At 72.0% G+C, this 14,802-nt stretch carries 11 protein-coding genes, 2 tRNA genes, 1 pseudogene and 1 riboswitch; of the genes and pseudogenes, 8 read left to right on the top strand and 6 right to left on the bottom strand.

Annotated elements, in window-relative coordinates:
- From ACFYW7_RS11045 to ACFYW7_RS11035, 3 genes and pseudogenes are all read left to right on the top strand, one after another.
- A pseudogene (locus ACFYW7_RS11045) lies at positions 1 to 310 on the top strand (RNA helicase); the annotation flags it as partial.
- A gap of 242 nt (positions 311 to 552) precedes the next feature.
- A complete protein-coding gene (locus tag ACFYW7_RS11040) occupies positions 553 to 2,088 on the top strand; it encodes an amino acid permease (RefSeq protein ID WP_389500497.1) in 1,536 nt (511 codons plus the stop codon).
- Between the two features lie 121 nt (positions 2,089 to 2,209).
- A tRNA-Lys gene (locus tag ACFYW7_RS11035) sits at positions 2,210 to 2,282 on the top strand.
- Between the two features lie 62 nt (positions 2,283 to 2,344).
- On the opposite strand, the gene ribA is transcribed toward ACFYW7_RS11035, so the two are convergent.
- Together ribA and ACFYW7_RS11025 are read right to left on the bottom strand one after the other, a co-directional pair.
- Positions 2,345 to 2,989: a GTP cyclohydrolase II gene (gene ribA / locus ACFYW7_RS11030; protein ID WP_389500495.1), complete on the bottom strand. Its 645-nt coding sequence runs from the start codon at positions 2,987 to 2,989 to the stop codon at positions 2,345 to 2,347.
- Positions 2,990 to 3,112: 123 nt separating this feature from the next.
- Entirely contained in the window at positions 3,113 to 3,622 is a 510-nt protein-coding gene (locus ACFYW7_RS11025; protein WP_389500493.1) for a MarR family winged helix-turn-helix transcriptional regulator, read from the bottom strand.
- Between the two features lie 110 nt (positions 3,623 to 3,732).
- Here ACFYW7_RS11025 and ACFYW7_RS11020 point away from each other — a divergent pair, with 110 nt between their 5' ends.
- The 5 genes from ACFYW7_RS11020 to ACFYW7_RS11000 all read left to right on the top strand — a co-directional run bounded on the left by ACFYW7_RS11020 (position 3,733) and on the right by ACFYW7_RS11000 (position 9,251).
- On the top strand, positions 3,733 to 4,908 hold the full coding sequence (locus ACFYW7_RS11020; RefSeq protein WP_389500491.1) for a dihydrofolate reductase family protein: 1,176 nt from the start codon (positions 3,733 to 3,735) through the stop codon (positions 4,906 to 4,908).
- Positions 4,909 to 5,068: 160 nt separating this feature from the next.
- Positions 5,069 to 5,142, top strand: a tRNA-Met gene (locus ACFYW7_RS11015).
- A gap of 152 nt (positions 5,143 to 5,294) precedes the next feature.
- A complete protein-coding gene (locus ACFYW7_RS11010) occupies positions 5,295 to 6,485 on the top strand; it encodes a PP2C family protein-serine/threonine phosphatase (RefSeq protein WP_389500489.1) in 1,191 nt (396 codons plus the stop codon).
- A gap of 303 nt (positions 6,486 to 6,788) precedes the next feature.
- A riboswitch (cyclic di-AMP (ydaO/yuaA leader) is annotated at positions 6,789 to 6,946 on the top strand.
- A gap of 10 nt (positions 6,947 to 6,956) precedes the next feature.
- On the top strand, positions 6,957 to 7,997 hold the full coding sequence (locus tag ACFYW7_RS11005; RefSeq protein WP_389500486.1) for a M23 family metallopeptidase: 1,041 nt from the start codon (positions 6,957 to 6,959) through the stop codon (positions 7,995 to 7,997).
- Positions 7,998 to 8,306: 309 nt separating this feature from the next.
- Positions 8,307 to 9,251: an aldo/keto reductase gene (locus ACFYW7_RS11000; protein ID WP_389500484.1), complete on the top strand. Its 945-nt coding sequence runs from the start codon at positions 8,307 to 8,309 to the stop codon at positions 9,249 to 9,251.
- Between the two features lie 75 nt (positions 9,252 to 9,326).
- On the opposite strand, the gene ACFYW7_RS10995 is transcribed toward ACFYW7_RS11000, so the two are convergent.
- From ACFYW7_RS10995 to ACFYW7_RS10980, 4 genes are all read right to left on the bottom strand, one after another.
- Positions 9,327 to 10,673, bottom strand: coding sequence for a PrsW family glutamic-type intramembrane protease (locus ACFYW7_RS10995; RefSeq protein WP_389500481.1), 1,347 nt, complete (start codon positions 10,671 to 10,673; stop codon positions 9,327 to 9,329).
- Between the two features lie 90 nt (positions 10,674 to 10,763).
- Positions 10,764 to 11,597 (bottom strand): tRNA (guanosine(46)-N7)-methyltransferase TrmB, encoded by an 834-nt coding sequence (gene trmB / locus ACFYW7_RS10990; RefSeq protein WP_389500477.1) that lies wholly within the window; start codon positions 11,595 to 11,597, stop codon positions 10,764 to 10,766.
- A gap of 167 nt (positions 11,598 to 11,764) precedes the next feature.
- Positions 11,765 to 12,970, bottom strand: coding sequence for an L-2-hydroxyglutarate oxidase (gene lhgO / locus ACFYW7_RS10985; RefSeq protein ID WP_389500475.1), 1,206 nt, complete (start codon positions 12,968 to 12,970; stop codon positions 11,765 to 11,767).
- A 120-nt stretch (positions 12,971 to 13,090) separates the two neighbouring features.
- Entirely contained in the window at positions 13,091 to 14,512 is a 1,422-nt protein-coding gene (locus tag ACFYW7_RS10980; protein ID WP_389500473.1) for an MFS transporter, read from the bottom strand.
- Positions 14,513 to 14,802 lie beyond the last annotated feature (290 nt).

The following is a 14,802-nucleotide window of genomic DNA, read 5'->3' as shown; positions in this document are numbered from 1 at the left end:
CCGCGGCGGTGGCTTCAACCGCGACGACCGTGCCCCGCGTCGTGACGACAACCGCGGTGGCGGCTTCAACCGTGACGACCGTGGCGGCCGTTCTTTCGAGCGTCGTGACGACAACCGCGGCGGCCACCGGGGCAGCGACCGCCCCTTCAACCGTGCCGGTCAGGGCGACCGCCCCACGGGCGGCGGCTTCCGCCCCGGCGGCCACGACCGTCCGGTCGGCCGTCGCGACGACCACCGCACGACGGGCACCGGCACCGGTACCGGCTCCTTCCGCCGGGACGACAAGCCGCGCTGGAAGCGCAACGGCTGACCGTCGCTGACCTAGTCAACTGGCGCGGCCCCCACCCGAGTTCGGGTGGGGGCCGCGCCGTTTTCCACGGTCCGGGGGCCGTCCCGCGACGCGGTCCCCGGGTCGGTGCCGGCACCGATGAGGGCGCCGTTCGGCCCGGGGCGAAGATCACCGACGGCCGACGGATCGGCAAGGGCCTTTTCTGGCCAATTCGCCGTCCTTCAGGCGCATGTCATGCCCTCGGCGAGGGAATCGCTGGGGGCATGACAGATGACGCCAGAGCCACTGGGCTGTCGGACGAAGAGCGGCTGGCCCAGCTCGGTTACACGCAGGTTCTCGCCCGCCGCATGTCGGCGTTCTCCAACTACGCGGTCTCCTTCACGATCATCTCGGTCCTGTCGGGCTGCCTGACGCTGTATCTGTTCGGCATGAACACCGGCGGTCCCGCCGTGATCACCTGGGGCTGGGTCGCGGTCGGACTGATGACGCTGTTCGTCGGACTCGCGATGGCCGAGATCTGTTCGGCCTATCCGACCTCCGCCGGGCTGTACTTCTGGGCGCACCGGCTCGCCCCGAAGCGCAGCGCGGCGGCCTGGGCCTGGTTCACGGGCTGGTTCAACGTCCTCGGCCAGGTCGCGGTGACCGCGGGCATCGACTTCGGCGCCGCGTCCTTCCTCGGCGCCTACCTGAACCTCCAGTTCGACTTCGAGGTGACCCCGGGCCGCACGGTCCTGCTGTTCGCCGGGATCCTGGTCCTGCACGGTCTCCTCAACACCTTCGGCGTGGGGATCGTCGCCCTCCTCAACAGCATCAGCGTGTGGTGGCACGTCATAGGCGTCGCCGTCATCGTCGGCGCGCTGACCTTCGTGCCGGACCACCACCAGTCGGCCGGCTTCGTGTTCACGAAGTTCGTGAACAACACGGGCTGGGGCAGCGGGGTCTACGTCGTCCTCATCGGGCTCCTCATGGCCCAGTACACGTTCACCGGGTACGACGCCTCCGCGCACATGACGGAGGAGACCCACGACGCCTCCACGGCCGGTCCGAAGGGCATCGTGCGCTCCATCTGGACCTCGTGGATCGCCGGGTTCGTCCTGCTCCTCGGCTTCACCTTCGCCATCCAGTCGTACGACGAGGAACTGGGCTCGGCGACGGGCGCGCCCCCGGCGCAGATCCTGCTGGACGCGCTCGGCGCGACATCGGGCAAGCTGCTGCTGCTCGTGGTGATCGGCGCGCAGCTCTTCTGCGGCATGGCGTCGGTGACGGCCAACAGCCGCATGATCTACGCCTTCTCGCGCGACGGCGCGCTGCCGTTCTCGAACGTGTGGCACACGGTGAACCCGCGCACGCGGACCCCCGTGGCGGCGGTCTGGCTGGCCGCGCTGGGCGCCCTGGTGCTCGGCCTGCCGTACCTCATCAACTACGCGGCCTACGCGGCCGTGACGTCGATCGCGGTGATCGGCCTCTACGTCGCGTACGTCATCCCGACGTTCCTGCGGGTGCGCAAGGGTGACGCCTTCGAGCGGGGGCCCTGGCACCTGGGCCGCTGGTCGCGCCTCGTGGGGGTGATCGCGGTCGGCTGGGTGGCCGTCATCACGGTCCTGTTCATGCTGCCCCAGGTCTCCCCGGTCACCTGGGAGACCTTCAACTACGCCCCGATCGCGGTCATCGTGGTCCTCGGCTTCGCCGCGGCCTGGTGGCAGGCCTCTGCCCGGCACTGGTTCCTCAACCCCGATCACCAGCGCACGATCGCCCGTGAGGCCGCCCGCAAGGGTGCACCCGAACCGGTAGATCCCTGACCTTGTGCCCCTTTGGCGTGGCCGGGTCGCCGATACCCGATCGGAGTCCCGGCCACGTCCCGCTATGCTCGGGGATGCGTCGGCGCGGGTCGGTGCGCCGCGGCGGCCTCGGCCGGTGCGGGGACCCTTAGCTCAATTGGCAGAGCAGTGGACTTTTAATCCATTGGTTGTGGGTTCGAGTCCCACAGGGTCTACGGAAGAGCCCCCGGTCCAGAGGAATCTGGACCGGGGGCTCGTCTCGTTCTCGAGCGGCGGGTCAGCCGGCCGAGAGGCCCGTCCGTTCCGTCAGTTCCGTCAGCGGGAGCGTGTGCTGGGTCTGGAGGACCTTGGCGCGCAGGTAGCGGACGTTGTGGGCCGTCGTGAAGACGCCGGTCGGGACGCGGTGGGAGACCGTGATGCCGAGTTCACGGAGCTGCTCGGCCTTGTCGGGGTTGTTCGAGAGCAGGTCGAGGGAGTCGACGCCGAGGGCCCGCAGCATCTGGGCGGCGGCCGTGTAGTCGCGGTCGTCCTCGGGCAGGCCGAGGGCGGCGTTGGCGGCGTAGGTGTCGAGACCCTGGTCCTGGAGGGCGTAGGCGTCGAGCTTGTTGTAGAGGCCGATGCCGCGGCCTTCCTGACGCAGGTACAGCAGGACGCCGCCCCGCTCCGCGATCTGCTCCACCGCCTCGCGCAGCTGGGGTCCGCAGTCGCAGCGGGCCGAGCCGAAGACGTCGCCGGTCAGGCACTCGGAGTGCAGGCGCACCAGCGGGTCCGCGCCGGGCTCGCCGAGGACGATCGCCAGGTGTTCCTTGCCGTCGTCGAGGCCGTGGAAGGTGACGAGTTCCGCGTCGACCGAGTAGCCGTCGCCGAAGCGCAGGGGCACGCGGACGCGGGTGCGCACGGTGGCGGTGGGATGGTCGCGCATGGTGTCTCTCCGTCCAACGGGTCCGTCCGGGATGGTGTTTCAGATTTGAATCATCGGCCCGGAACGAGACCCTACATCTGCTTCAAACTTCAAGCAACGGGGTTCAGGTGTTCCCCGTGCCCCTCATGAGGAGCAGGAGCGCCGCCGCCACGGCAGATCTTCCCCGGACGCCCCGGAATTCCCGTCCTGGATCGCCCGGGTGATGGCTCCGCAGATCTCGTCCAGCTGCCCCACCTGCTCGGGCGTCAGATGATCGAAGATCGACGCACGCACCGTCTCGACGTGTCCCGGCGCGACCCGTTCCAGCAGGGCCATGCCCTCGTCGGTGAGGACCGCCATGTGCCCGCGCTTGTCGGTGGGGCAGCCCTCGCGGCGCACGGTGCCGTCCTTCTCCAGCCGGGTCACCGCGTACGTCAGACGGCTGCGGGTGATCTTCTGGGCCTCGGCGAGGTCGGTCATCCGCAGCCGCCGGTCCGGCGCCTCGGACAACTTGGCCAGGATGGAGTAGTAAAGGTGGGACATCCCCGCCTCCGCCTGCAGCCGGCGGTCGATGGCGTCCTCCATGAGGGAGGTCGCGGAGAGGTACGAGCGCCAGGCGCGCTGTTCGGCGGCGGAGAGCCAGCGGGTCGTCATGAGGCCAGTCTAGGTATTGTTTAAAACTTGAACCACCGCGTGATGGAAGAGACCGGACCCGACTCCCTGACCCGTCGGGCCGAACCCCTGCGACCGGAGGATGCGCCCCGATGCCCCGTCCCTACGTCCTGTTGTCCGCCGCCGTGTCCCTCGACGGCTTCCTGGACGACACCGGTCCCGAGCGGTTGCTGCTGTCGGGCGCGGCCGACTTCGACCGGGTCGACGAGGTGCGGGCGTCCAGCGACGCGATCCTGGTGGGAGCGGGCACCCTGCGCACGGACAACCCACGGCTCCTGGTCAACTCCGCCGAACGACGTGCGGCCCGGGTCGCCGACGGCCGCCCCGAGTTCCCGCTGAAAGTCACCGTGAGCGGGTCCGGCGAACTCGACCCGCGGGCGCAGTTCTGGCACACGGGCGGTGAGAAGGCCGTCTACACGACGGACAAGGGCGCCCGGCGGGCGGCCGCCCTGCTGGGCGGCCTGGCCGGAGTCGACATCGTCCCGACCGGTCCCGAACTCGACTGGCGCGTGCTGCTGGAACACCTCCACGACGTACGCGGTGTGCGCCGCCTCATGGTCGAAGGGGGCGGCAAGGTCCACACCCAGCTCGTGCGGGAGGGCCTCGCCGACGAACTGCAGCTCGCCGTCGCCCCTCTCTTCGTCGGGCAGCCGGACGCGCCGCGGCTGTTCGGACCCGGGGCGTATCCCCCCGGCCGGCTGCGGCTGGTGGAGACGCGGCCGGTCGGGGACGTCGTCCTCATCCGGTACGTCCCCACCGCGCCGGGCACCGGCGAGGTCGCCTCCGCGGCCGACCGGCTGTGGCTGGAGGTCGCCTGCGACCTGGCGGCACTGTGCCCGCCCTCGGAGACCGCGTTCAGCGTGGGCGCCGTGGTGGTCGCGGCCGACGGGACCGAGCTGGCCCGGGGGCACTCCCGCGAGGGGGGCGACCCCGTCGTGCACGCCGAGGAGGCCGCCCTCGCCAAGATCGACCCGGCCGAGACGCGGTTGTCCGGCGCCACCGTCTACAGCAGCCTGGAGCCGTGCGCCCGCCGCGCCTCCCGGCCCGCGCCGTGCGCCCGGCTCATCCTCGACGCCGGTGTGCGCCGGGTCGTCACGGCCTGGCGCGAGCCGGACACGTTCGTCGCGGACGCCGACGGGAACGGGCTCCTCGCCGAGGCGGGCGCGGACGTCGTCGTCCTCCCCGAGTGCGCGGAGCGCGCCGAGGCCCCCAACCGGCATCTGCGGGGCGGGGCCCCGGAGCGTGCGTCGGGGGACGGCCTGTCCTAGTCGCGTCGCCCGCCGAGCTCCCGCCGGTCGCCGGTCGCCCTGTACGGGCGCCGGATGCCGGGCGGGGCGGACGGCGGGGGCGCCCGCGGCCGCTGCTGGAGGGGCGCGAATCGGCGCGTGTGAATCGGGTCCCGCGAATGGCGTACACTGGTTTCAACGACGCGGGGTGGAGCAGCTCGGTAGCTCGCTGGGCTCATAACCCAGAGGTCGCAGGTTCAAATCCTGTCCCCGCTACTGAAGGCCAAGGGCCGGAACTCGGATTCACGAGTTCCGGCCCTTGGTGTTTGTCCGGAAGTCGGTTCCCGGAGCCCGATCTCCGTTCGCCGCCGTCCCCCGGTCGGGCCACACCGGTCGCCCGCGGCCTCCCCTCCGGGTCTGCTGGACGAGTGGGGCAGCCAGGAGGCGAGCAGCGGACCGGGGAACTCCCCGACCGGACCGGCGGACGGCCGGCCGGTGCCCCCGGGCCGGGAGCCGTCCCGCCGACCGGACCGGCGGGCACGACGTCCCGCAGGATCTGGCTCGCGCGTACGGGCGTCCGGGTCCTGCCCGCCCTGCTGGTCGTCGCCGGATTCCTCTACGACTACTTCACTCCCTCGGCGTTCACCGCGGCCCCGCTCTTCACCGCCGCGCCGCTGGTCGCCGCGCCCCTGTACTCGCTGCGCGGCACCGTCCTCACCGGCGCCCTCGCCGTCGGCGCCGTGCTCGTCGTCCACCTCGTGCTCGGCATCGTCACGCAGGTCGACGCGGTCACCGAACTCGTCACCGTGGCGACGGCCGCCGTCCTCGCGGTCCTCATCAACATCCTCGTCCGGCGCGGTGACGAACGGCTGGCCTCCGTCCGGGAGATCGCCGAGTTCGCGCAGCGCGCCGTGCTGCCCGAGCCCGACGCGCGGATCGGCGGTCTCGACGTCGCGGCGCGGTACGAGGCGGCGCAGGCGGACGCGTCCATCGGCGGTGACCTGTACGCGGCGCAGGACTCCCCGCACGGCGTACGGCTGGTCGTCGGCGACGTGTGCGGGAAGGGGATGACCGCGGTGGCCGCCGTCGCGGTGGTGATCGGCGCGTTCCGGGAGGCGGCCGAACAGGAGGCGACCCTGGAGGCCGTCGCGCGGCGACTGGAGCGGGCGCTGACCCGGGAGGGCACCCGGCGCGACAGCGTCGACGTGTTCGAGGGGTTCACCACCGCGGTCCTCGCGGAGATCCCGTACGACGAGGACGTCGTGCGCGTCGTCAACCGCGGCCATCCGCCGCCCCTGCTCCTGCACCCCGACGGGACCCTCGTCACGCTCTCGACCGAACCCTTCGCGCTGCCCCTCGGGATGGGCGCGCTGGGCACCTGGCCCGACCGCGCGACGCCCGCCCCGTTTCCGCGCGGGACGACTTTGCTCCTCCACACCGACGGACTGTCCGAGGCCCGTGACCGGGACGGGGAGTTCTACGATCCGGCCGCGCGGCTGGCCGGCCGGACCTTTCCCGGTCCGGACGTCGTGCTGAGCGTCCTCGCCGAGGAGGTCCGCCGGCACACGGGCGGTGCCCTGTCGGACGACATGGCGCTGCTCGCCGTCCGGCGCTCCTGAGACGGGCTCGCCCGGGATGCCGGGACCGCTCGGGCGCCCCGCCGGGCAGGGCGCGCACGGCTCACCACGCCGCTGTCACGAGGAGTGACCGGACCGTACCCCTCCGCGCAACAACTGACGCGCTGTCAAATAAATTCATTGGGGCGGCGCGTGGTCAACTCGCCCGTTTTTCATCGTTCATGACCCCAAAGTCCTGGCCGAACGGCGTTAATGATCAGTCAGAACAGCTTGGAATCCGGTACCGGAGTCTATTAACGTTCGATAACGCAGCGCGGTCGTCCCAGCCGTCACAAGCGACGGCTCCGTGCGCACGCGTCGAATCCCGAAAGGGAACCGGGGAACCACTAATTTGGGGTGAATCGAGCGTCTCGCGCCGTGGAAACACGGTCGCCTCACGCGCGTAGGAGACCTTCCTGCTCCGAACCCGTCAGCTAACCCGGTAGACGAGAAGGAAGGAAAGGAGTGCGCCAGGTGGCGTCCGACCGGCCCGCTCAGCCAACCTCGTCACCGCCGAGTGACACGCACACCTTCGGCTACTCCTCCGGCAAGGACGAGGGTCCCTGGGAGGAATGGAATCCCACCGAGGACTCCCTCGCTCCCGTCCGCGGCCGGCACCGTGTGGGCAAGCAGCGCGGTGGGGGACTCGCCCGCAGCTCCACGGTCCTCGGTGTCGGGGTCATCGCCGCCGTCGGCGCGGGTGGCATGGCCACCGCCGCACCCGGCAAGGCGCCCGTCTCGATCTCGCTGCCCGACCTGTCGTCGGTCACCGACTCCGCCAAGGCCCTGATATCGGACGGCGGATCCAGTACTCCCCAGGGTTCCACGACCCCGCTCACGACCGCCGGTCTGACCCACGCCGACACGGCCGACGGAGCCACCGACGCCGGTGAGGCGCTGCGCTCCCGCATCATGCAGCAGGCCGAGTCGCAGCAGAACCAGGTCGACAGCGCCAAGCAGCAGGCGGCCCAGACCGCCGCCGCGAAGAAGGCCGTCGCGCTCGCCACCGAGCAGCAGGACGCCGCCGAGGCCAAGGAAGCCGCCGCGAAGCAGAAGGCGGAGGACGAGGCCAAGGCGAAGATCGAGGCCGCGCGCCTCGCCGAACTCGCCAAGAGCTACACGCTGCCGACCTCCTCGTACACCCTGACCTCGACCTTCGGCGAGGCCGGTGCCCTGTGGTCCTCCGGCTACCACACCGGTCTCGACTTCGCGGCGCCCACCGGCACGCTCATCAAGGCGGTCCACAGCGGCACCATCACCGAGGCCGGCTGGGCCGGGTCGTACGGCTACCGCACGATCCTCACCCTCGACGACGGTACGGAGCTGTGGTTCTGCCACCAGTCGTCGATCAGCGCCAGCGTGGGCCAGAAGGTCGCCACCGGTGATGTCATCGGACGCGTCGGCGCCACGGGCAACGTCACCGGAGCGCACCTCCACCTCGAGGTCCACGCCGGTGGTGCCGCCACCGGGATCGACCCGATGGCGTGGCTCCAGAGCAAGGGCCTCAACCCCTGACCCGTACGGACCGCCGCGTTCGTACGGAGTCCCGGCCTCTGGTGCGGTCCTGACCTCGTACCGGTGCTGACGCTCCGAGGGCTCCCGGCCGTACGGCCCCGATGCCCGCGGATCCCGGTCGGCGCGGACCGGGACGTACGGTCGTCGGCCCCGCACGTCCCCTGTTCTCCGGCGGTCCTGACGGCATCCCCCTCCCGACGTCAGGGCCGCCGGTCCGCCGCCGGCCCGGGGCGGCGAAGGCGTACGCGAACCATCGGTCCGCCCAACTGATTGCGGAATACATCAATTCGGTGCCGGGTTGATTCCGGCATGACTTCTCTTCGCAAGCTCGGCGCCTCCGACCTCGAGGTCTTTCCCCTCTCCCTCGGCGGCAACGTCTTCGGCTGGACCGCCGACGAGACCCGTTCCTTCGCCGTGCTCGACGCCTACGCGGCCGCGGGCGGCAACTTCCTCGACACGGCCGACTCCTACTCGGCGTGGGCCGGGGGCAACCAGGGCGGCGAGTCCGAGACGGTCATCGGCAGGTGGCTGAAGTCGCGCGGCAACCGCGCGGACATCGTGGTGGCCACCAAGGTCAGCCAGCACCCCGAGTACCCGGGGCTGTCCGGGGCCAACATCAAGGCGGCGGCGGATGCTTCGCTGCGCCGCCTGGGCACCGACCACATCGACCTCTACTACACGCACTTCGACAAGCCGGACGTGCCGGTCGACGAGATCATCGGCGCCCTCGACGAACTGGTCAGGGCCGGCAAGGTGCGGTACATCGCGGCCTCCAACATCTCGCCCGAGCGGCTCCAGGAGTCCCTCGACCTCTCCGACCGTGAGGGCCTCGCGCGGTACGTCGCGCTCCAGCCGCACTACAACCTGGTCTCGCGCGACACCTACGAGGGTGCCCTCCAGGACATCGCCTCCCGGGCCGGCCTGGCCGCCGTCCCCTATTACGGCCTCGCCTCCGGTTTCCTCACCGGCAAGTACCGGCCGGGCACGACGGTCGACTCGGCCCGGGCCGCGGGCGCGGCCAAGCACCTCGACACGGAACGCGGACCGCGAGTCCTCGCCGCGCTCGACGAGGTGGCCGAGGCCCACGGCGTCGCGGTCCCGACGGTCGCCCTCGCCTGGCTGGCCGCCCGGCCCACCGTCGCCGCGCCGATCGCCTCGGCCCGGACGGTGGAACAACTCCCGGCGCTGCTGGGGGTCGCGGACCTGGTCCTGGCCGACGAGGAGCTGACCCGGTTGTCCCGCGCGTCGGCCTGACCGGCGCGGCCACGTGGATGCCGGGCCCCGGTCGTGCCGGCTCCCGGTGGCGCGGGTGACAGGGCGGTGCCGTGGTTACGAGCGGTACGGGCCGTACGCGGGGTACGGCGTCGGGGGCCCGTACGGCTGGGCCTGGGCCGGGGCCTGCGGGTAGGCGTACGGCTGCGGGGCGCCGTACCCGTACATGGGGGGCGGCACGAGGATCGGTGCCGTGACGTGGGCCGCGTGGGCGAGGGCCGGCCGGGCGATCTCCCGGCGCCGCCACAGCTCGCCCAGCAACTCGCGCTCCCGTACGGCGAAATCGGCGCCCGCGCGGCCGAGGCGCCCCCGGTGGCGCAGGAACGCCAGCGAGGTCGCGTACGCCTCGTACTCCGCCACCGAGCGGGCCGCGGGCTTTCCGAGGTGGTGGCCGGCGTACTCGCGGGCGAGCCGCCGCGCCCGCATCGAGCCGAGGGCCCACGGCTCGGTCACGCCCAGCCACCCGGCGGCGGTGTACGCGGGCAGTTCCGCGCGCACCGTGCGCAGCTCGCGCTGCCGGGTCCACAGGACCAGCCAGGTCAGCAGCCCGAACACGGGCACCATGAACACCGCGTACACCCCGAAGAATCCGTACTCGCCCAGGTCCGACGAGCCGTTCCAGATCGCGTGCATGCCCATCGCGAGCAGCAGTCCGGCCAGCGGGAGCAGTACGCGGCGCACGTGCTGGCGCTCGGCGGACAGCGCCGCGACGCCGAAGCCGATGCCGGTCAGCACGGTGAACAGCGGATGCGCGAAGGGCGACATCACCACCCGGACGAAGAAGGTCGCGGCGGTGACGGAGGCGAGCCCGCTGCCCCCGCTGAGCCGGTCGGTGCCGAACGCGGTGCCGAGGTACAGGATGTTCTCGGTGAACGCGAAGCCGGTGGCGGTGACCCCGGCGATGACGACGCCGTCGACGATCCCGGTGAAGTCCCGTCTGCGGAAGAGGAAGACCAGCAGTACGGCCGCCGCCTTGGCCGACTCCTCGACCACGGGCGCTATGACGGTCGCGCCGAGCGTGTCCGCGCCGGACGGATCTGCGGTCGCGATCGCTATCCAGCGGGTCGCGAAGCTGTTGGCGACGATCGCTATGAGCGCCGCCGCGCAGGCGCCCCAGGCGAAGGCGAAGACCAGGTTGCGCCAGGGGCCGGGCTCGACCCGGTCCAGCCACCGGAACGCGGCTATGAGCAGCGGCACGGGGAACACGGCCAGCGCGAGACCGACCAGGAAGCCCTCGGTGCCGGTCTGTTCGCGGACGAGCGCGAGGATCACGAGACCGGACATCGCGAGCAGCGCGATCAGCGCTCCGTACCGGACCCATCTGCGCTGCCACCAGCGCGGGTGGATCGGCGCAGATCCGGCGGGACCGCCGGGCGGTGTCGGGTACGGCGGATGGATGGCCACGGCATTGACCCTAACGAGGGAGGGCGTGGCCCGCGACGCCGATCGAGGTGGTCCGGGAGTCCGGGGAGGCACCGGAGCGGTGCGTGCGGGTCAGTCGCCCTGGGTGTGCTGGTCCCGATGCTGTACGCGCCGGAACAGGAGGTCGTTCACCACATGACCCTTGTCCAGTCCCTGGCCCTCGAAACGGGTCAGCGGCCGGAACTCCGGACGCGGCGCGAAACCGCCGTCCGGCCGGGTGTTCTCGAAGTCGGGGTGGGCGGTCAGCACTTCGAGCATCTGTTCCGCATACGGTTCCCAGTCCGTCGCGCAGTGCACGAGCGCGCCCGGCGCGAGGCGGGTCGCGGCGAGGTCGAGGAACTCCGGCTGGATCAGCCGGCGCTTGTTGTGCCGCTTCTTGGGCCAGGGGTCGGGGAAGAAGACCCGCAGGCCGCTCAGGGACGCGGACGGGAGCATCTCGCGGAGCAGGATGATCGCGTCGCCGTTGGCGACCCGGATGTTGGACAGGCCGCTCCGCTCGGCGAGGCCCAGCAGATTGCCCTGGCCCGGTGTGTGGACGTCCACGGCGAGGATTCCGGTTCCCTGGTCCTCGGCCGCCATCTGCGCGGTGGCCTCGCCCATGCCGAAGCCGATCTCCAGGACGACGGGGCCGTCCGTCCCGAACAGTTCCGCCAGGTCGAGCGTCCGCTGTCCGTCGATGTCCAGGCCCCACTTGGGCCACAGGCGCTCCAAGGCGTCCGCCTGTCCGGTCGTCACCCGGCTCCGCCGGGGCTGGAAGCTCCGGATGCGCCGCTCGAAGTGCGAGCCGGCGGGATCGGGCTGCGGACCACCGGGGAAGCGGGGCTCGCCCACGGCACGGTGACGCGGCGAGCCGTCCTCGGCGGAGGCGGGCCGGGTCTCTTCGGAGGAGTCAAGGAATTCAGACACAGTGGGGTCGATTTTACGGTGGCCGTGACGCCGGATGTTCCCGTCGTGGTGCGCGTGGCCGGGCCCCGGCACCGGGTGACCCGTCACGGCCGTGGGCGGTCCGGTGCGACGGCCGGTGACCCCCGCGCCGTGCGGTGGCGTGGTCCGTCACGCCCCGCGGCCGCCGGTCAGGGACTCGCCAGGGCCGCCAGCGCCCGACGGGCCACCTCCCGGCCGATCGGGAGCGAGGCCGTGGCCGCGGGGGACGGCGCGTTCAGTACGTGCACCGCCCGGGGGCCCTCCTTGATCAGGAAGTCGTCGACCAGCGTGCCGTCCCGGAGCACCGCCTGGGCGCGGACCCCGGCGGCGGCGGGGCGCAGGTCCCGCGGGGTCACCGCGGGCAGCAGCCGTCGCACCGCCTCCGTGAACGCCGCCTTCGACACCGAGCGGCGCACCTCACCGGCTCCCTGGCGCCAGTGCCGTCGGGCTATCCGCCAGGAACCCGGCCAGGCCAGGGTCGCGCCCAGTTCCCGGGGCCGGACGACCCGCCAGCCGTACCCCTCGCGGGCGAGCGCGGGCACCGCGTTGGGGCCGATGTGGACGCCGCCGTCGATGCCCCGGGTGAGATGGACGCCGAGGAACGGGAACGCCGGGTCGGGAACCGGGTACACCAGTCCTCGCACCAGCTCCGACCGGGCCAGCGTGTAGTACTCGCCGCGGAAGGGCACGATCCGCATGCCGGGGTCGTCCCCCGTGAGCCGGGCCACCTCGTCGCAGTGCAGCCCCGCGCAGTTGACGAGCACCCGCCCGCGGACGATCGTCCCGTCGGTCGTGCGCACGGCGACGCCGAGGGCGGGCCGCCGGTCGACGCGCACGACGTCGGCGCCGTACCTGATCTCCGCCCCGGAGGCCTCCGCGAGCCGCCGGGCCACCGCCACGTAGTCGCACACGCCCGTGCTGCCGACGTGGATGGCGGCGAGGCCGCGGACCTCGGGCTCGTGCTCGGCGAGCTGGGCCGGGCCCAGCTCCCTGACCGGAATGCCGTTCTCCCGGCCGCGCTGCACCAGGCCGTGCAGCCGGGGCAGCTCCGACTTCTCCGTCGCGACGATCAGCTTGCCGGTGACGGCGTGCGCGATGTCGTACTCGGCGCAGAACTTGACCATCTCGGTGGCGCCCCGCACCGCGTACCGCGCCTTCAGCGAGCCGGGGCGGTAGTAGATCCCGCTGTGGATCACCCCGCTGTTGCGCCCGGTCTGGTGCCGGGCGGGCCCCTGCTCCTTCTCCAGCACCGTCACCCGGGTGCCCGGCGCCGCGCGCGTGATGGCGTACGCCGTCGACAGGCCGACGATTCCGCCGCCGATCACCAGCACATCGCAGTCGTACGCGCTCCGCATCTGCACCACCTTCCGGCTTCGATAGTGCACTGCGCCACTGACAATGGCCTCAAACCCGAGAACCACGCCCCGCCGCGTTTCGGCCGCGGGGCCGTGGGGTCCGGGGTCCGGTGGCCGTGTCTACGCCGGTGCCATGAGCAGCGGGCGCGCCCGCTCCCGCAGCTCCACCACCCGCGGTTCGTCGCCGTACGGCTCCAGCCGGTGCAGCAGGTCCTTCACGTACTCGGTGGTGCGCGCGGAGGAGATGCGCCCGGCGACCTCCACCGCTCGTACGCCCTGCTCGCACGCCGCGTCGAGGTTGCCCGACTCGAGCTCGGCGACCGCCGACACGACCAGGCGCAGTCCGTGCGAGCGCACGAATTCCTCCGTCGGCTTCGACAGCGCCTGTTCGGTGAAGCGGCGCACCTGGCGCGGCGCCTTCAGGTCGCGGTAGCACTCGGCGGCGTCGGCCGCGAAGCGGTCGTACGAGTAGAAGCCGAGCCAGGACGGATCGTGGTCGCCGTCGCGGGCCCGCTCCAGCCAGCCCTCCGCGGCCTTCAGCGCCGCGCCGGCCGCCTGGGCGTCCCCGGCGCGCGCGTGGGCACGTGCCTCGACGAGGCGGAAGAAGCTCATGGTGCGGGCCGTGGCGAGGCCGCGGTTGCGCTCCAGCGCGGCCTGGGCGAGGTCGACGCCCTCGTCGCCGAAGCCCCGGTAGGTCGCCTGGAGGGACATGGAGGCCAGGACATAGCCGCCGAGGGGCACGTCGGCGGCGGCCCGGGCCAGCCGCAGGGCCTGGATGTAGTAGCGCTGCGCGGCCTCCTGCTGGCCCGTGTCGAAGGCCATCCAGCCCGCGAGCCGGGTGAGTTCGGCCGACGCGCCGAAGAGCGCTCTGCCGACCTCGTCGGAGTAGGAGCCGAGCAGCAGCGGTGCCGCCTCGACCCGCAGGCACTCGGGCACCATGGACGAACGCCAGTCGCCGCCGCCGTACTTGGAGTCCCACCGCCGGGCGTCCTCGGCGGCCTCGCGCAGTTTCAGCACATCGCTGTGGCCGACCTTCTGCGGTGCGCCGGAGCCCTCACCGAGGCTCACCTCGCGCGCCACCGAACTGTCGGCCGGGGTTATCAGCCATCGCGAGGCGGGGGTCGCGTAGGCGCTCACGGCGAAGGAACCGGCCAGTGACTGCCAGATGCCCCCGCCGGCCCGGCGCCCGGCGAGGTCGAGGCGGTACAGCTCTGTGGCCGACCGCACCGCCTGTCCGACGTCACGGGGGAAGGCGAGGCCCACCTCCGGCGCGGGATCCGCGTCCGCCAGGCCGATCTCGTGGAGCGGCACCGGACGGCCGAGTTTCTGGCCGATGGCGGCCGCGATGAGGTGGGGCGCGGCGCCCTGAGGCACCATGCCCTTCGAAACCCAGCGCGCCACCGACGTCTTGTCGTAGCGAAGAGTCAACCCGCGTTGTGCGCCAAGGTCGTTGACGCGACGTGCGAGTCCTGCGTTGCTGATTCCCGCGAGGGCGAGAACGGCGCCGAGTTTTTCGTTCGGCCCGCGTTGCTCCCTGGACATGCGCCACCCCTCGACACAGACGGCTGCCGCACTGGCATAACCACGCGGCATTCGTAAACCCAGCGTAGTTCGCCCGATCCCCAGCGTTAAGGGGCGTAGGTCCGGTTGGCGGGATTGTGGTCCGTACGACTGTACGGACGGTTGCGGCGTGCTCCCGTTGTGTGGCCGTGCGCCCGTCCGTGCGCTCTTCTCCGGCCATCGGGGGAGCGCTTCCATGGAACGTGCGTGGGTCGGCCCGCTGTACTGGATCCAGTGGGCTGGGGGACACCGCCGCCTACATCCCCGCGGGC

Origin of the sequence: Streptomyces sp. NPDC002580 (assembly GCF_042889485.1) — a bacterium.
Classification (GTDB): Bacteria; Actinomycetota; Actinomycetes; order Streptomycetales; family Streptomycetaceae; genus Streptomyces.
Note: the sequence above shows the minus strand (reverse complement) of the source record. Positions and strands in the feature narration are given on the sequence as shown.

Coding starts and splice junctions, on each gene's coding strand:
- ribA (WP_389500495.1), bottom strand. CDS start 2,989: ATGCGCGACCATCCCACCGCCACCGTGCGCACCCGCGTCCGCGTGCCC.
- lhgO (WP_389500475.1), bottom strand. CDS start 12,970: ATGCGGAGCGCGTACGACTGCGATGTGCTGGTGATCGGCGGCGGAATC.
- ACFYW7_RS11000 (WP_389500484.1), top strand. CDS start 8,307: ATGACTTCTCTTCGCAAGCTCGGCGCCTCCGACCTCGAGGTCTTTCCC.
- ACFYW7_RS10980 (WP_389500473.1), bottom strand. CDS start 14,512: ATGTCCAGGGAGCAACGCGGGCCGAACGAAAAACTCGGCGCCGTTCTC.
- ACFYW7_RS11025 (WP_389500493.1), bottom strand. CDS start 3,622: ATGACGACCCGCTGGCTCTCCGCCGCCGAACAGCGCGCCTGGCGCTCG.
- ACFYW7_RS11020 (WP_389500491.1), top strand. CDS start 3,733: ATGCCCCGTCCCTACGTCCTGTTGTCCGCCGCCGTGTCCCTCGACGGC.
- ACFYW7_RS11040 (WP_389500497.1), top strand. CDS start 553: ATGACAGATGACGCCAGAGCCACTGGGCTGTCGGACGAAGAGCGGCTG.